The 19,041-nt window shown below is 62.9% G+C and carries 15 protein-coding genes; 6 read left to right on the plus strand and 9 right to left on the minus strand.

Features of this window, described 5'->3' with window-relative positions; genetic code table 11:
* Positions 1 to 184: 184 nt before the first annotated feature.
* From IC50_RS33940 to IC50_RS33960, 5 genes are all read right to left on the minus strand, one after another.
* A complete protein-coding gene (locus IC50_RS33940) occupies positions 185 to 2,506 on the minus strand; it encodes a molybdopterin guanine dinucleotide-containing S/N-oxide reductase (RefSeq protein WP_035715587.1) in 2,322 nt (773 codons plus the stop codon).
* Between the two features lie 624 nt (positions 2,507 to 3,130).
* A complete protein-coding gene (locus IC50_RS33945) occupies positions 3,131 to 3,325 on the minus strand; it encodes a hypothetical protein (protein WP_035715567.1) in 195 nt (64 codons plus the stop codon).
* Positions 3,326 to 3,548: 223 nt separating this feature from the next.
* On the minus strand, positions 3,549 to 3,872 hold the full coding sequence (locus tag IC50_RS33950) for a metal-sulfur cluster assembly factor (RefSeq protein ID WP_035715569.1): 324 nt from the start codon (positions 3,870 to 3,872) through the stop codon (positions 3,549 to 3,551).
* Positions 3,869 to 4,378, minus strand: a complete 510-nt coding sequence (locus IC50_RS33955; RefSeq protein WP_035715571.1) for a DUF2249 domain-containing protein — start codon at positions 4,376 to 4,378, stop codon at positions 3,869 to 3,871. Before IC50_RS33955 ends, IC50_RS33950 begins: the two co-directional genes overlap by 4 nt.
* Positions 4,379 to 4,389: 11 nt before the next feature.
* Positions 4,390 to 5,736, minus strand: a complete 1,347-nt coding sequence (locus tag IC50_RS33960; RefSeq protein WP_035715589.1) for a hypothetical protein — start codon at positions 5,734 to 5,736, stop codon at positions 4,390 to 4,392.
* Positions 5,737 to 6,049: 313 nt separating this feature from the next.
* On the opposite strand from IC50_RS33960, the gene IC50_RS33965 reads away from it, so the two are divergent.
* Positions 6,050 to 6,838: a Crp/Fnr family transcriptional regulator gene (locus tag IC50_RS33965; RefSeq protein ID WP_035715572.1), complete on the plus strand. Its 789-nt coding sequence runs from the start codon at positions 6,050 to 6,052 to the stop codon at positions 6,836 to 6,838.
* 425 nt (positions 6,839 to 7,263) lie between these two features.
* A complete protein-coding gene (locus IC50_RS33970) occupies positions 7,264 to 7,569 on the plus strand; it encodes a hypothetical protein (protein WP_035715573.1) in 306 nt (101 codons plus the stop codon).
* Positions 7,570 to 7,729: 160 nt separating this feature from the next.
* Here IC50_RS33970 and IC50_RS33975 read toward each other — a convergent pair whose 3' ends face one another.
* Positions 7,730 to 8,473 carry a LuxR C-terminal-related transcriptional regulator gene (locus IC50_RS33975; RefSeq protein ID WP_035715591.1) on the minus strand — a complete coding sequence of 248 codons (744 nt, stop codon included), beginning with the start codon at positions 8,471 to 8,473 and terminating at the stop codon, positions 7,730 to 7,732.
* Positions 8,474 to 9,534: 1,061 nt separating this feature from the next.
* On the opposite strand from IC50_RS33975, the gene IC50_RS33980 reads away from it, so the two are divergent.
* On the plus strand, positions 9,535 to 9,876 hold the full coding sequence (locus IC50_RS33980) for an H-NS histone family protein (protein WP_035715575.1): 342 nt from the start codon (positions 9,535 to 9,537) through the stop codon (positions 9,874 to 9,876).
* 268 nt (positions 9,877 to 10,144) lie between these two features.
* Here IC50_RS33980 and IC50_RS33985 read toward each other — a convergent pair whose 3' ends face one another.
* From IC50_RS33985 to IC50_RS33995, 3 genes are all read right to left on the minus strand, one after another.
* Positions 10,145 to 10,759 carry a transglutaminase-like cysteine peptidase gene (locus tag IC50_RS33985; RefSeq protein ID WP_035715576.1) on the minus strand — a complete coding sequence of 205 codons (615 nt, stop codon included), beginning with the start codon at positions 10,757 to 10,759 and terminating at the stop codon, positions 10,145 to 10,147.
* A gap of 432 nt (positions 10,760 to 11,191) precedes the next feature.
* Complete coding sequence (locus tag IC50_RS33990) at positions 11,192 to 11,563, minus strand: hypothetical protein (RefSeq protein ID WP_035715578.1); 372 nt, start codon at positions 11,561 to 11,563, stop codon at positions 11,192 to 11,194.
* A gap of 156 nt (positions 11,564 to 11,719) precedes the next feature.
* Positions 11,720 to 12,607, minus strand: coding sequence for an efflux RND transporter periplasmic adaptor subunit (locus IC50_RS33995; protein WP_050991178.1), 888 nt, complete (start codon positions 12,605 to 12,607; stop codon positions 11,720 to 11,722).
* Positions 12,608 to 12,828: 221 nt separating this feature from the next.
* Here IC50_RS33995 and IC50_RS34000 point away from each other — a divergent pair, with 221 nt between their 5' ends.
* The 3 genes from IC50_RS34000 to IC50_RS34010 are packed head-to-tail and all read left to right on the plus strand — an operon-like array spanning position 12,829 to position 18,937.
* On the plus strand, positions 12,829 to 14,745 hold the full coding sequence (locus IC50_RS34000) for an HlyD family efflux transporter periplasmic adaptor subunit (RefSeq protein WP_081492581.1): 1,917 nt from the start codon (positions 12,829 to 12,831) through the stop codon (positions 14,743 to 14,745).
* Between the two features lie 10 nt (positions 14,746 to 14,755).
* Entirely contained in the window at positions 14,756 to 16,909 is a 2,154-nt protein-coding gene (locus tag IC50_RS34005; RefSeq protein ID WP_035715580.1) for a PqqD family peptide modification chaperone, read from the plus strand.
* 9 nt (positions 16,910 to 16,918) lie between these two features.
* Complete coding sequence (locus IC50_RS34010) at positions 16,919 to 18,937, plus strand: preprotein translocase subunit SecA (protein ID WP_050991181.1); 2,019 nt, start codon at positions 16,919 to 16,921, stop codon at positions 18,935 to 18,937.
* Positions 18,938 to 19,041: the final 104 nt, after the last annotated feature.

The following is a 19,041-nucleotide window of genomic DNA, read 5'->3' on the forward strand; positions in this document are numbered from 1 at the left end:
CAAGCCCGGCTCGCGAAAATGACGACCTCATGATCGCCCCTCGAGGATGAGCCGGGATGAACGACACATACGCTATTTCCGAATTTCGGTAAAGCGGAATATTTTTGCCCGAAGGGATTGACAAAGCGCGACACGGGCGCGGCGGACAAGCCGCTCCATCGGGGCCACGACGTAACGAGAGCCCCTACACCGGATCGAACGCCCGGATCGGCGGCAGATTGCCCGTGAACTTCTCCACCTCGACGGTCGTCAACTGACCGGTGCAGCCCTGCGCCAGGGACGAGGTGCCGACGTCTCGGGTGAGCACGTTCGGATTGCCGTGAACGCAAAGCGGCGCATCGTCTTCGGGATCCATCGGATCGTACCAGGCGCCGGTCGGAAGCTGGACCACGCCGGGCGCGATGCCGTCGGTGACGTGAACTGCGGCGAGGCAGGCGCCGCGCTCGTTGAACAGGCGAATGATGTCGCCGTCCTTGATGCCACGCGCGTCCGCATCAACCGGGCTCATGCGCGCGATCTCGCGGCCGCGATGCTTCGCGGCAAGCGAATGTCCGCCGAAATCGAGCTGGCTGTGCAGGCGCGTCACCGGCTGGTTGGCGACGAGAAAGCACGGCGCCCCGGGCTTCGGCATATCGGTCTTGTCGAGCCAGACCGGATGGCCGGGACAATCCGCATCGCCATGACCCGCGATCCTGGCGGAGAAGATCTCGATCCGCCCACTCGGTGTCGGCAGGGCATGATTGACCGGATCCTCACGGAAGCGGCGCAGCCGGCCGCCGTCGTCCGCCTGCTGCGGCACGACCAGGCTGCCGCGCTGCCAGAATTCGTCGAAGCTCGGGGCTTCAAGGCCGCGCTTGGCCAGCGAGACCCGGGTCGGCTCGTAGAGATGTTCCAGCCACTGCCGCGACGTGCGCCCTTCGGTGAAGGGTTCGCGCGCGCCGAGGCGCTCGGCGAGATCGGCAAAGATCTCGTAGTCGTCGCGCGAAAGGCCAAACGGCTCGGCGATCCGGTGCATGGCGACCATGAGAGGATCGTTGCTGGAATAGCCGATGTCCTCGCGTTCGAGCGTCATCGTCGAGGGCAGCACGATGTCGGCGTGACGCGCGCTGGCGGTCCATGCGAGCTCGTGCACGACGAACGTGTCGACTTGCGCGAACGCCTTGCGCAGGCGGTTGATGTCCTGGTGGTGATGGAAGGGATTGCCGCCCGCCCAGTAGACCAGACGAATGTCTGGATAGGTGCGCGTCTCGCCATTATAGCGATACGTGCTGCCGGGATTGAGCAGCATGTCGGCGATGCGCGCCACCGGGATGAAATCGGCGACACCGTTGCGGCCCTGCCCCAGCGTTGGCCCCGGCACGTCGTTGACGCGCCGGCCGTAATAGCCGATCGCACCCAGCGAATAGGCATAGCCGCCGCCGGGAAGGCCGATCTGGCCGAGCGCCGCCGCCAGCACCATCCCCATCCACACCGGCTGCTCGCCATGCTCGGCGCGCTGGAGCGAATGGGAGATGGTGATGAGCGCGCGCCGTCCGGCAAGACGCCGCGCCAGCCTGCGAATCGCATCCGCCCCGACGCCGCAGATTGCGGCGGCCCATTCGGCGTGCTTGGCTTGCCCGTCGCCCTCGCCGGTGAGATAGCGCAGGAAAACCGGCCAACCCTCGGTGTAACGATCGAGGAAGGCCTGGTCGTGCAGACCTTCCGCAACCAGCGTGTGGACGATGCCGAGCATCAAGGCGGTGTCGGTGCCGGGCACGCAGGTCATCCATTCGGCGCCGGCTTCGACCGGCAGATCGTCGCGCAGCGGGCTGACCAGGACGAACTCGCAGCCGCGCCGGCGCGCCGATGCCATCGCACCGCGCTCGACATGCTTGCTGATCGAGCCGCCGGCCACCATGGAGTTCTTCAGCGCCATGCCGCCGAATGCCAGCACGATCTCGGTGTTATCGGCGATCTGCTCCCAGGTGACGTTGCGCTTGGTGATGTCCTCGTAGCCCGCCAGGATCTGCGGCAGCAGCACCGAGGACGCACCCGACGAATAGGAGTTGACCGATCGCACATAGCCGCCCATCGCAATGTTGAGGAAGCGATGCACCTGGCTTTGGGCGTGATGGAAGCGGCCGGCACTCGACCAACCATAGGAGCCGCCGAACACCGCGCCCGGCCCGCGCGTGTCGCGGATGCGGCACAGTTCGTCGCCGAGGAGGTCGAGCGCCTTCTCCCAGCTCACCGAGACGAACTCGTCGCGGCCGCGGCGATCGTCGGGGCCCGGCCCGCGCTCCAGCCAACCGCGGCGGACCGCCGGCTGGGCGATGCGCGCCTGGTGGCGGAGCGCGCCGGGAAAATTGTCGATGATGCCGTTCGGATCTGGATCGCCCGCATAGGCCCTGACCTCCAGCCCGGCCGCGCCCTGACGCGCGGAGAACACGCCCCAATGCGAGGTGTGCGGCTTGAAGCCGTCCGACAGGTCGAGACCGGGGTCGGGGAAGCCAATCGTATCGTCCATCATCTGATCCTTGTCCGGGCGGCCTGCAGTCGAGGTGGTAATATACCGATCCGCAACGGACGTCGTCGAGATCAGCGTTGACGGAAACGCTGGCCTGCCCCGCGCAAAGGCATCGAAGGCGTCGCTGAGGCACCTGCAACGATGATGGCAGTCACCTGCACCGGTCGAGAGCCGCAGGGGCAACTTGCCTGAACCGCCGGCTAGTGTCGCTGGGCCTGCGAGGAGAATTCGTTGCGAGGGCGATCGTCTATCCCGGCATGCGCCGGGCACCGGAGCCCGCACAGGGCGAATGCGTCATGCCTCCGGGCCGGGCATCAACCGCGTGCGCAGCAATCGACCAGCAGATCCCAGATCCGCTGCGCCTCTGCTCTCTTGTGAGCCTCCTGCGCCCTGTCCGCACTCGACCGATCATACGCTGCGATGGTGCGTGTTTCGCGAGGCGCGATCCACCGCTCCGAAATCGGGTCATACCATTTTCCGATGTTCATCTCGGTCACGCCGGTCGGCTCACAGATTTGATCCAAGGTTGGGCGATGCGCCTGCCGCGGCCTGTTCGAGACCGTTCGGCGACGCGACACCCGTCTCACCAATCAGGAGTTCGCGCGATCGTTCCAGGCCGCTGCGTCAGCCTGGCCGGGCCGGATGAAGCGTGCGCGGATGCCGCTCGTGCAGCAACCGCGCGAGCTCCTCACGCTCCGTTGCGCGTCCCTTCATCGCGGTCTCGAACAGCGCTTCCTGGATGTCGCGGGGCATGTCGCCCCATACCTCCATCGCCGCACGTCCGAGCAGGCCCGCAAGATGATCCACTTCATCGCTCATTCGGCTCTCCTGATCTGCACACCGGAATGGAACAGCCGCAGCCGCACCGCGTTCCACTGCCATCATTGTGGAGCGACCAACACGCAGGTCGAGCGCCTCGACGAGATCTTCGCGAAGCTCGGCAAGGGAAGCTCGGCAAGGGCCGAGCGGCGCGCATCGTCCGGCCATCGACGGCCCGATCGAGGAAGCCGACGAACACTCGGATCAAAGCCGCCTCGGCGGATCAATTCACCTCGGCAAAGCCGAGCGAGGCCTTTACGCCCGGCGAGATCATCCGGGGCTGCCAGGGCGGCTCGAACGTCACGGTGACGTCGACCGATTCCACGCCCGGAACGAGACACGCGCTGCTCGCGACACCCTCCTTGAGAAAGGACGCGGCGGGACAACCTCGCGTCGTCGCCGTCATGACAATGCGCGCGACGCCGTCATCGACCGACACATCATAGACAAAGCCCAGGTCGACGATGTTGTGTCCGAGTTCCGGATCGATCTCGACCTTCAGGGCCTGCCTTATCCGGGCCACGAGATCATCGTCCTTGGTCGTCATGTGCGCACCCTCACCGTCAGTTGATAGATGTCCCTCTGTGGCGTGAAGCCGCCGCGCCACTGATGGCCGCGCCTGGTCAGCTCCCGAAACAGGAAAACCGGTTCACGACTGAGCAAGGCGGAGAGCGTCTGCCCGGGCGCAAGCCGCTCCACCGAGGCCAGAATCCGGACCATCGGCTCCGGCGGATCGAGGTCGCGGTTGTCGAGATGAACGGCGGGCTCGGGCCAGTCGCCATCGCTCGGCGCAGCAGGCGCCGGTTCGGCCGCTGCGGACGAGCCGTCGTCCGGCATGAACCGGATCTCCCATTCGCCGCCTTCGAGCTCGGCTTCGCGATGTGCGAAGCCCTTGCTCGCCATGACGTCGAACAGAGGAACCGGCTTGAAGGGGGCTAGGAGCCGCAGGCCTTCCCCGGGCTCCAGCCGCTCGAGCGCGGCCATGATGATCGAGAACGGCTCGCCCCCTGCACGAAGAATCGGCCGGACGTCGACGTCGATGAATTCGGTCATTGCATTTTCCTTCAGTTGCGTGAAACCAGAAGACGGGGCACGGCTGCTCCCGCCGGCAGGCGCAACGGCTCCGCCACATCCGCAAGCCGTCTGGCCCTGACGAGCTCCTCAACGAGGCCGAGTGTCGCAACCGTCACGACCGCGACAGCAATGCGAAAGCCGGGTGCCGCGTCGATCCACAGCATCATCGTGGCCACCCAGATGCCGGCAAAGAACAGGACGAACCATTTTGACGCGCGACGCTCGGCGACGAGATCCTGTACGCGGGGCGTCGGCGCCCTGCCCATCACCGGACCATAGGTCTCGAGCCAGGTCAGGAACGGAATGATCTTGTAGAGATTGGCAAGCACGAGGCCGGTGAGCCAGCCGAACGCGACGAGAAAGACGAGCGCTCCGGCATGCGACTGCAACGAACCGGTCGCAGCAGACGCGGCGCCAAGGATGGCAACTGCGACGAGGCTCCCCAGCGCAAGCAGGCTCATGCGCGTGTTGAGCTCGAGCGCGCGGCGCTTGCGGGTCCTGTACAGGCCGAGCACGTCACGGCCGTAAGCGGCCAGCGATAGAAGGGCCGCAGCTCCGGCAAGCAGAAGCACCAGGCTCAGTCCGCTCGCGCGCCAGGGTGCGAGCACGCCACCGACAACACCGACCGCCAGCGCGGCGGCTCCGGCACGCCAGGCAGGCCGACCCAGCCTCGCATCGCCATCGGGCGCGAGCATGAACATCGCAAGCAGGCGATAGCTGACGCCCATGGCCGTGAATGTCAGCCATCCGCCAAGCCCCGCAATCGCGTGGATCGGAATACCCGATAGCAACAGGTCCGGCCATGGTGCACCGACAGCGGTCGCGGACAGCACCAGAGAGAACATGCCGCCGAATGCCGCCGTGACACAGATGCAGGCAAGCCCGACTGCGACGAACAGCGCAGGCCCCGGCAGCGGGCGAGCCGACCAGAGCGTCATGCCGAGATCGGCAACGACCAATGCGAAACCGGATGTCAGCAGCCCCGCCCCGACCGGAAGCAGCCAGCGCGGCCCGTTGAAGTGGCCGCCGAGAGCCAGAAAACCCGCGAGCAGGACCATCAGCCCAAGCGTCAGCAGCGCCAGAGCCGGCAGCGTCCAGCGCTCCGCATAGAGCGGCCTTGCGACCAGCACCGGCACGAACTGGAACAGCGCGCCACACACCGCCGTGCTCAACCAGCCGATGCAGACGATATGAACGATGACGAGCGTGTCCGGTCCGCCGATGTCGTCGTGCGGAAAGCCGAACCCGGCGACCATCACGCCTTCTGCGAGCAGCAGCCACACGACGGCGAGCGCGAAGTAACTGACGGTCCATTTGCAGAGGCTTGTTCCGATCACCGGTTTGCTTCCCATCGCCTGCACCGCGATCCCGTGGCAGTGCCCGAAAAGGTAAGCAGTTGCAGTCACGGCCTCTTTGTCGAGGCGCAAACTCCGGCACCTATGGGACATGGACCATCGCGATGGACTCGGATTCGAGCCGGAGGCACATGACCTCCGCGACAGCGTGCGGTTATCGGGCCCGCGCATGCACGCCGTCCATCATGGAACCATATGTACGGTAGCCAGTTGGCTTGCGGTCGACGCTCGGCAGAGCGGCTCGACGACCGGCATGAGTTCTAGCGCCGGTCATCCGTCGGGGGCCAATCCCGTGATGGACCACGCGACCAGAGTCGGTAATCGATTGTTAGCCGCGTTGCCGCCAGCAGATTTTGCCCTGCTTGCGCCCCATCTGCGGAAAGTCGTCATCGAACGCGATTCCGTGCTGGTCCGATCGGGCGATCGGGTCGAGCATTTCCTCTTCCCCCTGAGCGGCGCGATCGCCGCCATCACGGAGCTGCCCAACGGGCAGACGGTTGCCACGTCGATCATCGGACACGAGGGGGCAGTGGGTCTGACTTCTGCGCTCGGCGCATCGCGCTCGCCCACGACGGCGATCGTTCGCTTGCCAGGGTCTGCGCTGCAGATCTCGCCGGTGCAATTTCTGGCGGCGCAACATCGCAGCCCGCCCATCACATCCATGATGCAGGTCTTCACGAGATCGTTGTTGACGCAGCTTCAGCACGTGGCGGCCTGCAATGCACTGCATTCCGTCGAAGCCCGCCTGGCGCGCTGGCTGCTTCATATTCACGACCGGGCGAATGGAAGCGATCTCCTCCCGCTGACCCAGGAAACGTTGTCAGAATTGCTGGGCGTCCGCCGCACCACCATCACGCATGTCGTGAGCACAATGCGCGCGTCACGAGCGCTGAAATCCAGTCAGCGCGGCCAGCTCGAGATCGATCGGCCGCGACTCGAAGCCATGGCGTGCGAGTGCTACAAGGTCATGAGCCGCAAGATCGACCGGATCGTTTCGCACGGCGCGGTCGGGCTCGTTCATGGGGCGCCAGCGCGGAGCGTCTCCCACTCGCCCGGTAGCCGACTATCCAAGGCAGGCTCGTAAAGCGCGATGTGATTAGGATGAAACGTCATCGCGCTTTAGGTTGTTGTTTGCGCATGATCTTTCCGGAAAACTGCTGCGCACTTTTCCGGATCATGCTTTAGGCCCAGGCCTCTCTCGCGAACCACTCGTGTGTCGCCGCGCAGACCCGGCAACAGGCGCGCGAGAAGAATACTGAAATTCAAACCGCCAGGTTGCAGCGACCGCTCGCTTGCCCTCCGAACTCGCTCATTTTCCGGGGATAGCTCGAGTTGCGAAGGCGGCGCCGACGGTTCTCTTCCCAAGACGCTCAGTCTCCGAGACTCTCAAGTCCAGCCTCTTCGAGGCCGGCGCAGCTCGAATTTCGACTTGAAATCAGCATTTAATTTATTTATTTCTCGCTCATATTAATCGGGTGACGGTCCGACCACCGCAATGGAATCATTGCCATGCCACTGCAGTTTCATCGCCCCGTCGAGAACATCGAGATATGGAGCGCGAGCAGCGATGGCTTCTCGTTCGTGATCAGCTTCGGAAGCCCTACCGGTCCGGGCTTCCACGGACGTACCGGCTACCTGGCGAGCTGGCGACCGCTCTACCGGAACGACGGCGCGATCAAGATCAGCGGCTCGCCCTTCCGAACGCTGGCCGAGGCCGAAGGGGCCTGCCGCGACATGGCCGAGCATCTGACCGCGACAACCGACACTCCCCACCCCAGCATGATGAACGAGACACGGCGAGGCTGGCGCGCCTGAGCACCCAGCTCCCGCATCAGACTCCCTCTTTGGTGGTCTTGGGGCGGGTTGGTGGTCTTGGGGCGGGCAGGCCGCGGATAAAATCGTCCTGTCCTGCTTGCGCGCACCGGCCCCGCTGCGCGCCGGTGAACAACATCCGATCCAATCAGTGGATTTGCACCTAACGCGAGCGCCCCGGAAGGACACTATTACGCTTGGCGTCCTCGTTATTTCGGACCGCCGGATCCTGCTGAAGCTGCCCGGAGGAGGTGAGCTCGCGCGGGGCGGCATGCTGCTCGTTTTGCGAAATCGCCAATGCCGCGAGAACCGTACGATTGCTGATATCCAGCTTCTGGAAGATGTGGTGAAGGTGGACCTTGATCGTACCGTCGGCGATGTTCAGACGACGCCCAATCTCCTTGTTCGACAACCCCTCCGATACGAGCCTCATGATCTGCCGCTCCCGGTCGGTCAGTTGCGTCAGGGACTTCTCCCCAGCTGCGCGAGGCTCCTCGCCGATCTCCCCGTCAGGGCTCGTCGGTTCCAGTGCAAGTCCCTGGTCTTGTGCAACTTTCCGCAAGGTTGCGACCAGCATTTCCGGCTTCGCATCCTTCGTGAGGACGACGCACGCGCCGTCGGCGACCAGCCTTTGCAACTCGCGACCGACGGCCTTCCCGAAGAAAATGACCTGGGCCCCTCGGCCAGCGGTGTTTGCGAGAGCAAGGAAGTCCGGGCGGTTGATGTCGGGCATTGCGCTATCGATCAGCGCAATGTCCGGCTCGACGAGTCGGATCGCCTCAATGCAGCTCGCGGCATCGCCGCAGGCGGCCACGATCGCAAAATCGTGCTGCATCGCAAGGACGCTGCTGATGCCCTGCAGGACGATCGGGTGCCGGTCCGCGATGACGACTCTGATGCGGCGCATGCTTTCCTTGCCTATCGCTAACAACTCCGCATGCAGCCGTTTAATCCAACATTCTCTATGGAGACGCGCGGGAGGCATGACCAATTCGTGCTGGCAAAACGTCGCACTGCCAGCTTCGTCACGGCAGGTATCGGCCAACGCCAGATGGCCGCATCAACGTAACTCGCCTGGAGAATGCGTGCGGCAGCGCAAGAACACGGTCCCCCGAGGAATATCGAAACGGCATATTCACCGACCAAATCCGATTATTTACCGCAATGCTGGATTGTCGCAATATGAAAACTCTCCTAAAGAGTGTAGTGCCCGGCAATCTGGCTGCTTCGTCAGTACTGGTTAACGACGTCTAACTCGTCACCGGCCACTTATTACGAACGATATATAGGGACACTCAGGATTCAAATCTAACATTCAACAAAGTTTCACCAGAGCGAGGCAATCTGGCAGGCCTCGTCGACCGGAAGAGGAGGGACATAAAAAGTAATACTATTCATCAAGATTAATATGAGAACTGATCATCAAGCGCGACAGCGGCTGGAATCCTTCCGATCTCAGTCGTGTGCCAGCCGGGAAGCTCGAATGAGGGGCACGGCCTTGTTTCCGATCATTGATCAGGGATCTCGAACGATAACTGTTCTGCTTCACTAGTAGCACCGATGAAGACCTTGTCAGCAAAGTTGGGGGCGGCATTTCGTCATCCTTGCAACTTCCAGTCCGCGGTCACGGCGTCATCGCTGATCATGAGTAGGTGGTCACATGTATTCTTCGGCTATTTTGCGCCAAACGCGTGAGGCGCTGATCGTTCAATTCACCGAATTGCAGAATTTACGTCGTCGCGTGTTGATGGCCGAGCAGCGCTTGCTCGGTCCAACGCGAACGGTCCGCCGGCGAAGAGCGGCCGGGAGGCGGCCGGTCGGTCGGAGGTACAGACCCGGCCGTTAGCCCAAGAAGCACCCGCATTGCACACTTGCGAGCTGTGCGCGAACCGATCGTGCTTGCCCGACCCGGCTTTGACCTGATAAGCCCCCTCCGATTTCGTATCGGAAGTAGTGGGGACGGCTTCCATGGAGAAGGACGACTGGGCATCTGCGACCACCGCCGAACTGTGGCGGCTCTACGATGAGGTGACGACTGTTCTCAGTCGGAGAATGATCGCGGAAAAAGCCAAGCTCGAAGAACGGCTTCGCAGGATAGAGGGAACCGCCGGGGCCCCGGGCGCGGAGCGTGTGCGCCGTCCCTACCCTCCGGTCCTGCCGAAGTACCGGAACCCGAAGAACCCATCCGAGACCTGGTCCGGTCGTGGCAAGCAGCCTCGATGGCTAAAAGCGCAGCTTCGGGCCGGCAAGAAGCTGAACGATCTCCTGATCAATCGCCCATCCGGACAAGGCCGCCGTCGGACCGGCTGAGCGTCAGGGCCATATCCCGACGCCGCGCGCCGCGAGGATACGCATTTTACTGCGCACGGGTTTCCCAACGGTTCGGGCCGTCCTCGCCGGAAGATCGCGGCCGCAGCCCATTGACCGCAATGCCGAACTGCACGGGGACGGCAGCGGCGGCCATGGCGGGCCGACTTGCAGATCTCGCCGTGCCCCCCATGGGCAGCAAGCCGATCCACCGGAGCGCGGAGCCAGGGGACAGGAAGTGGCGATCCGCATCGCGCTCGCCCGTTAGCGATCACGTCCCCTTCCCGTCGACCGTCGCCCAGAGCTGATGATTGCTCGGCATCTGCACGCGAAGCCAGCGATAGGGGACTTCCGACCAGGGCTTGATCTCCAGGGAGAGATTGTCGAGCACGAGATCGCCGCTCAGGGTGCGGACGAGCAGCACCAAATGATGCTGTCCGGAACCGATGATGACCTCGCTCAGCAGCAGGGCCCGCGCCGGCCAGCCACGCCGAAGGAGTTCGTGGCGTTTGCTTACGGCGTAGTCATTGCAATCCCCTCGATCGGGATTGATGCTCCACGCCTCGCCAGCCAGGCCGTGGTCGTTGGGCGCCGACACAATGGCCAGATTGACCATGCGATTGACGTCCTGGAGTTCCAACCACCGTTCGCCCGTCAGCCGGACCGGACCGCCCCGGAAGCCTCGCCGCGAGCGGCACTCGGCCTCATAGCGCAGACAGAACATCGTGTACGACAGAGGCGGAAGCGTGGGCCGTCCGAGTTCGATGCGGCCTGGTGCTGCTTGAGGAGTCGTGGCCATCGCCAGGCGCCCTGCGCCCGCCCACGTGGCACCTCCGGCCATCATGGCGACCGCTGCAATCAAGACGGAGCCGGAGACTCGATACATCTGCCGATCCCCTTGCGAGCACCATCGAGGTTCGGATCCAGCCGCAGCGAAGCCCTGGCCGGAACCGTGCGATTAACCGTTTTCCCTTATTTAATTATATTAATTTTTTATAATTATCAACCAAAATAGCGATGCGATTAACTGATCCCGCCCCGGAGCCGAAGGGCTCGGCCTGCCGGTGGACAAGCAAGGTCAAATACACGTCGGCCGCTTCATTTCGGGAGCGCCGCTGCTCTCGCGCGACCCTGCCGTCTCTCGTCGGCAGGAGCGCCATTGCTTCTCGCGCAGGCAACACCTGACAGGCGCCTGCGATGGAGCCAATGAATCGGGCTTCAATCCGAACGCTTGGATTGGACATTCTGGGTTATTGTGCCGCGCCTTGGTCGCGTTGAGGCAGCCGATTGAACTCCGCCATCGAGTCCGGCCGAGCCATCATGACGGCTGCGCCTTTTCCATCGCCTCCGGTACGCTACCGGCGGCCTCTTGATCGGTGGGCAATGTGCTCGCGACGGCCGCAGGGCGCGCGCGGCTGATCTCCCATGGCCACAAATCCACCGGCTCGCCTGCTGCCGAACGGGAGATCTTCGCACGTAGCGCGGGGGCGAGCCGCTCCAAAATCAGGTGCCGCTCCAAACGGATCTCGCGCTCGAGGGCGTCCGAATAGACCGGGAGCGCGTGGATCGTCTCACGAGGGATTCTGCAGGACACGTGCCCAAACGGGGTCGCTGCCCCGACCACGATCGCCTTGCCATCCCATTCGATTTCGCCGACGAACTCGACGTCTCCGACAGAATTCAGCGTCATGTTAAATTCCAATCCAATGATTTGCGGTCATCAATTCACAATATTAAATACCACAGTTAAATAAATACAAGCGCAATTCAATTTCGGCGATTCAGCGAACCGCACTTCGAGGCCGTCAAAATCAATCGCTTCAGGTTCTCGCAATGATCGCGCACCCTATTTTTGGCGGGATAGCGGCGCGTCACCAGCCATTAGAGCCGGATTGTCACCGTCCAACACGAAGGCGACTTTGCAGCGAATTCCCCCCGGCAGCGCCAAACGCGGGTTCGGCAAGGCAAGACGCACCCCGAACGTTCCGCTGGCAGCGTCGAGGACACGGTCGACAACGGAGACAGAGGCGATATAGACGCCTCCGATGGGCAGCTCCGGTCGCACCTCGGCTCTGCTGCCGGTACGGATCTGACCAAAATATGCGGTGGGCACAAACACTTCGACCCTCAACGGATCAATCTGTGCGAGGGTGAGGACCGGGCTCTGGTCATTTCGATATTCACCCGGAACGAGAAGTCGCTCGACCACCACGCCGTCGACCGGGCTACGCAGCTCGCGTTGATTCAAAACCTCTTCGGCGTGCGCGACCTCCAAACGAGCGAGTTCCTGGTTAAGTCGCGCCTCCTTGAGCTGCTGCTCGGCAACCTGGACCTCCGCTTCGGCTTCCTGGAGTGAGGCGAGAGGACTGACGGACCTCGCATAAAGCTCTTTCAGACGCTCATGTTTCTGACGTAGGAACTGCACGCGGGCGTCGGCCGACTTCACCGGAGCATCATTGGTTGCACGCGCCCGCGCGAGCGCCAGCGTTGCGGCCTCGACTCCATCTTCGATCTTGCCAATAATCTGGCCCTGCCGAACGATATCGCCGCGATCAACATCAAGGCGCGCGATGGTACCAACCGCCGGGCTCGCCAGCTTGACGGTTTGTTGCGGCTCGATCACGCAATTGAATTCCCGCTCCCCCGCCGAGATTTCCGTGGTCTCTGCCCCTGCACCGGATCCGGCAAGCAAGCTCCCTGCCGGCAGGTGCAAGCACAACACGATGTAGCTCATGTACCGAGCTCTGCGGACAACTCTCTCAATCGAACCCACCATGCGAGTTCTCCAATTCCGCTTCGGCTCCCAGGCTCATTATACATAATATTAATGCACATTAAATAAAATTAAAATCACGCAACACGAACATAATATGATAAAGGGATTTGGTTTAAAATGGCGGCCGCCCTTCGACGGGCGCCATCGAGCCATTGCTCGGCCCTTGTCCTGGACAGTACATGTCTGAACCCGACTTGACGGCAAGCGGGGGCCCCGCCCCACAATTGCGGAGGGTGCCCGCAGATAGGACGTCGTCGCCGCACTGGCAAGGATTGCTGAATGCGGAGAACGAAGCGGCATTTGTTGCGGCCTGGCTGGCGCTGCAATGCAGCCGTATTGCCGGCGTGTCAGCGGGCCTGTTGTTCATGCGCCGGGTTGATTCAGCTGCGCCGTTACTATCGGTAACGTGGCCGCCTCGGGATGTCGACGCCAGCGATCTCATGCGCCTGGCCGAGACCGCCTACGCGGAGCGCCGCCTGGTCGTTGCTCCCGGTCGCGTCGGTCCTGATTCACGGCCCGCGCAACCTGTGGTCCTAATAGTTGCTCTGCCGCTGGGCACTACGAGCGAGCCGATTGCGGCTGTGGCCATCGCATTGACAACGACGGCCGCCAGGCCGCCGGTCACCCCGGCCATCGTCGCCGAGCAATTGCGCTGGGGCGCGGGCTGGCTCGAGTCATTGCCCTGGGCCAGGCGTACCAAGGATCTCTCGTCTGACGTATCGCGAGCCGCATCGTGCCTCGACCTCCTCGCGACGGTGAACGCGCAGCCGCGGCTGAGCGGCATGGCAATCGCGGTCGTCAATGAGCTGGCAACCCGCCTCCAGTGCGAGCGTGCGTCGCTGGGTATCGTCGGCCGAAACGGCACAATCAGCCTGCGCGCAGTTTCGTTCTCCGCCAGCTTCAAACGCGAGAACCGCCTCGTCAATGCGATCGAGAGCGCAATGGAAGAAGCGATCGAGCAGCGTGCATGCGTCGCTTATCCACCATTGCCGAGGATGGGGCGCGTCGTGGCCATCGCCCATCGGGCGCTGGCGGCGGAAGCAAAGGCGCCGGGCTCGTCGGCGATGTCAGCTATACTGGTCGGCCCCGATGGAGAACCGATCGGCGCTCTCACCTTGGAACGTCACCGCGCCGATCCCTTTACGGACGACGCGCTGAAGCTGATAGAGGGGATCGCGGCACTGCTGGGACCTCAGATCGGATTGCAGCTGCGGGCGAACCGGCTCCTGGGCGGGCGGGCGGTTGACGGTATCGGCGACGGATGCGCGGCACTGTTCGGCCCACGGCGGCCGACCCTCAAGCTCTGCATCGGCAGTGTCATGGTGCTTGCGCTGACCTTGGTCTTTGCGAAAGGCGAGCACCGAGTCACCGCGAAATCGGTGCTTGAGGCCGAAGTGCAGCGCGCAGCTGTGGCTCCGTTCGACGGATTTGTTCGAGCGGCCCCGGCTCGGGCTGGCGACACGGTGCGGCAGGGCGATCTTCTCGCCCTGCTCGACGACCGGGATCTTGTTCTCGATCGGTTGAAGTGGCGAGCCGAACTCGACAAGCTACTTCAGCGCGATCGCGAGGCGCTCGCCAAGCACGATCGCAACGGCCTCGCGGTACTGGAACCGCAGATCCGGCAGGCGGAGGCCCAGTTGGCTCTTGCGGAAGACAAGCTCGCGCGCACCCGGATCCTCGCTCCGTTCGACGGTGTCGTCGTCTCCGGCGACCTGAGCCAGATGCTCGGCTCTCCCGTCGAGAAGGGAAAGACGCTGTTCGAGGTGGCGCCACTCAATTCCTATCGCCTGATCGTTCAAGTCGACGAACGTGATGTTCGCTTCGTGGCGGTCGGACAAAGCGGAACCGTCGCGCTCGCAGGCAGGCCCGGCGAACCGGTGCCGATGACCCTTAGCAAGATCACGCCGGTTACGCTCGCCGAGGAAGGACGCAATGCTTTTCGAATAGAGGCCCGCCTCTCGGAGCCGGGCCTTGCATTGCGCCCCGGAATGGAAGGCGTTGCAAAGATCAATTCCGGACGACGCTCGATTGCGTGGATCTGGATGCATCCTGTCATCGATTGGCTGCGCCTTGCCGCGTGGAAGTACCTGCCGTGAGAGGGGCAACATGACCGCAGCCCCGTTTCTAAGCTCATCCTGGTATCGCGTCGCGCAACGCAGGCCGAGGCTTCGCGATCATACCTCGGTCTACCGACATCGGTATCGGGGCTGCACCTGGTATGTCGTGCAGGATCACGCGACCGGCCGCATGCACCGCTTGTCGCCCGCCGGCTACATGATCGTGGCCGCGATGGACGGCGCGCGAACGGTTGACCAGATCTGGCACGAGGTCGGATCCACTCTCGCGGAGGAGACGCCGAGCCAGAGCGACGTCATCCAGTTGTTGGCCGAACTCAGCGCTTACGACCTGTTACAAACCGAAGTGACTCCGGATGCAAGCGCGCTGGTCGCGCGTGCTTCGAAAGCCAAACGGTCCAGGTGGCTCGGCAACGTGCTCTACCCGCTGGCCCTACGGATTCCGCTCTGGCATCCGGTCAGGTTTTTCGAGCGTACCCGGCCACTTGCAGAATGGCTGTTCGGCTTGCCGGGTGCCGTGCTCTGGCTGCTGGTGGTGTTGCCGGCCCCTCTATTTGCGGCCCAACACTGGCAGGAACTCACATCCGACGCGTCCGACCGAATCCTGGCCACCGATAACCTTCTGTGGCTCGCGCTGGTGTATCTCCTGCTCAAGACCCTGCATGAATTTGGGCACGGATTTGCGGTCACGGCGTTCGGGGGAACAGTCCCAGAATTCGGAGTAATGATCCTGGTGTTCGCCCCGCTGCCCTATGTTGACGCCTCTGCGGCATCGGCATTCCGCAGCAAGTGGAGGCGCGCTCTTGTCGGCGCGGCCGGAATGATCGTCGAAGTGTTCTTCGCTGCGCTCGCGCTCTACGTATGGCTCGCAGTGGAGGCTGGACTTGTCCGCGCGCTCGCATTCGACGCACTGGCCGTTGCCGGCGTCTCGACATTGGTCTACAATGGTAATCCACTCCTGCGTTATGATGGCTACTACATTCTCGCGGACCTGCTCGAAATCCCGAACCTGGCGCAGCGTGCTACCCGGTATTCGGCCTCCCTGGTCAATCGTTACGCGTTTGGCGCCGATGAACCGGGGGATTTCGTGGCCACGACCGGCGAACGAACCTGGCTCCTTCTCTACGCACCGGCTGCTTTCGTCTACCGACAGGTCGTGATGCTCGCGATCGCCGTGTTCGTCGCCTCGCAGTATCTCGCCCTCGGCGTCTCGATCGCGGTCTGGAGTCTGCTGACAGGTGTTGTGCTGCCGATCGGCAAGGCACTGTGGTTCGTGCTCGCAAGCCCGAGGCTTCATCGCAATCGCGCCCGCGCCGTAACAGCGACCTTCGGCATGATCCTGGCCGCCGGGCTGATGACTTTCCTGGTTCCGGCCCCTTCTTACAGCACGACGGAAGGCGTCGTTTGGTTGCCGGAGAACGCAATCGTGCGCGCGAGAACCGATGGCTTCGCACGCGCGCTTCTGGTCCGTCCGGGCGCGCACGTCACAGCCGGGGAAGCGCTCGTCGAAAGCGAAGAATCGACACTCAAGGCCCAGCTCGCAATTCTCCGCGCACGGGTCGCCGAGCTCGAGACGAGGCTTGCCATCGAGCGCTTTACCGACCGGGCGAGCGCGGAGATCACCACGACGGAATTGGGACAAGCACGCGCCGAGCTCGCGACCGCAACCGATCGCGACGCACGCCTCATCGTGCAGAGCCGCAGCGAGGGCACCTTTTCGGTTATGAAACCACAAGATCTGCCAGGACGCTTCCTGCGCGAAGGGCAACAGATCGGCTACGTACTTACTTCCGGTTCACGAGTCGTGCGCGCAACAATCCGTCAGGACGACATCGACCTCGTTCGCCATCGGCTGCAGAGCGCCGAAGTCAAACTCGCAGAGCGCCCAGATGAGACGCTGCCAATAGAATCCATTCGCGAAATACCGTCAGGCCGTGATGTTCTCCCCAGCAGGGCTCTGGCGGGCTCCGGCGGCGGCGCCTTCACTGTCGACCCCAGCGATCCCGAAGGGCTAAAGACGCTGCAGCGCGTCTTTCAAATTGATCTCGTACTGCCCGAGAATGCACCGGCAGCCACCGCGTTCGGCGGTCGCGCCTACGTCCGCTTCAACTTCAGTTGGGAGCCGCCGGGCCAGCAGATCTGGCGCCGTCTCCGACAATTGCTGCTGTCCCAGCTGCAAGTCTGAGGGCTCCGTATGCTCAAGCGCAAACGACACTTTGTCGGTTCAGCCCCGGTATCGGTGGACGCACCCTACGCGGAGCAAGCCGCTCGCCGAGACATTGCACTCGACGCCGTCCTGCTCGACGCTTGGGGCCGGGTGTTGCCCTTCCTGCCGCCGGCCCTCGCGCGTGACCGCCTCGGCCGCTTTGTCCGGCTGGTCAGTGATCTGGAACCGCAGTTCGCTGTCCTGACAAACCGGCGTTTGCGCGAAACCGCGGAGGAGCTACGCGCATCATTGCTGTCAGCCCCCCTATACTCGCACCAGATGGCGCGTTCGTTTGCACTTACGCGCGAGACGGCGCGACGACACGTCGGGAAGCGTCTCTTCCCGGTACAATTGCTCGGCGGCGCCGCCATGATGGGGGGCGCGGTCGCCGAAATGGAAACCGGTGAAGGCAAGACTTTGACGGCATTGCTGCCGGCGATCACCGCCGCACTCATGGGACGTCCGGTTCATATCATCACGGTCAACGACTATCTCGCGCGCCGCGACGCCGAACAGCTCGCACCTATCTACAACGCGCTTGATCTCACCGTCGGGCTCGTCGAGCCTGGGCAGTCGCCGCAGGAGCGGCAAAGAGCCTACGCAAGCGACGTCACGTATTGCACCAACAAGGAGCTTGTGTTCGACTATCTCCGCGATCGGCTCGCGCTCGGCCCCCGCCGCGCCCGTTCTCGACTTTCTCTCGACGCGATATTCGACGGCCGACCTGCCGGTCACCATCAATCCCTGCTTCTGCGCGGGCTGCATTTTGCGATCGTGGATGAGGCTGACAGCGTCCTGATCGATGAGGCCCGTGTGCCACTGATCCTCTCCGGAACGCAAGAAGGGCCCGAGAACACCGACGGCCTCTACGAGACCGCACTGGATCTCGCTCGACGCCTGGTGGCCGGCGACGACTTTCATGAGCGTGCAAACGAGAAGTCGGTGCGGCTAACAACCCGCGGCGAGAGCCGGATCGCTCAGTTCGCTGCAGGACAACCGGGCCTATGGGCGATCCGGCGCGCACGTGAAGAACTCGCTCAACACGCGCTTGCCGCCCTTCATCTCTACCGACGCGACGTTCAGTATATCGTCGCTGATGGCAAGGTGCAGATCGTCGACGAATATACCGGGCGCGTCATGCCGGACCGTTCGTGGGAAGGCGGCATTCACCAGCTCATCGAAGCCAAGGAACATTGCACCATCACGGAGCGACGCACGACCCTTGCGCAAATTACATATCAGCGATTCTTTCAGCGCTACATGCATCTTTGCGGCATGTCCGGCACGGCGATCGAGCCGACGGGGGAACTGTACGGCATCTATGGCCTCCGAGTTGCGCGTATCCCGACGAACCGACCATTGCGACGAACGAATGCCGGCACACGCCTGTTTCCGACGGCCAACCTCAAATGGGACGCCGTGGTCGATTCTGTTCACAACATCGTTCGCGAGGGACGCGCCGTGCTCGTCGGGACCCGCTCGGTTGAAGCCTCTGAGCAAATTGCGCGGCTGCTTAACAAATCCGGACTCGAATCCGAGGTTCTTAACGCGCGACAGGACCAGGCAGAGGCCGAGATCATTGCGGGCGCGGGTCAACCGGGCCGAATTACCGTCGCCACCAACATGGCCGGCCGCGGCACCGACATACAGCTACATCCTGCGGTCCGGAACCGAGGCGGCCTGCATGTCATCCTAACCGAATATCACGAGTCTCGCCGCATCGACCGCCAACTCTTCGGGCGCGCCGGTCGCCAGGGTGATCCCGGTAGCTACGAAACGATCGTCGCGCTCGATGATGAGCTCTTCAAACGCTTCATGAACCCGAAGCTTCTTCGGTTGCTAGGCAAGCGATCGAAACGGGCGCAGCCGATTTCAGGACCAACAGGACGCGCACTCCGCAGTTATGGCCAACACGCGGCGGAGCGTTTGCACGCGCGCGCCAGACGGGCTGCCCTCAACGAAGATCTTCGCTTCAACAGAATTCTCAGTTTCGCCGGGACTGAATGACGGCTCGCTTCGCGGAACTCGATGATTATATTCTCCCTAAAATATTATAAACCAGTGGCGATTGCCATATATTGTGATATTAATAAAACGACAATTAAATATAT

Origin of the sequence: Bradyrhizobium genomosp. I (2014), from assembly GCF_000261685.1 — a bacterium.
Lineage (GTDB): Bacteria > Pseudomonadota > Alphaproteobacteria > Rhizobiales > Xanthobacteraceae > Bradyrhizobium.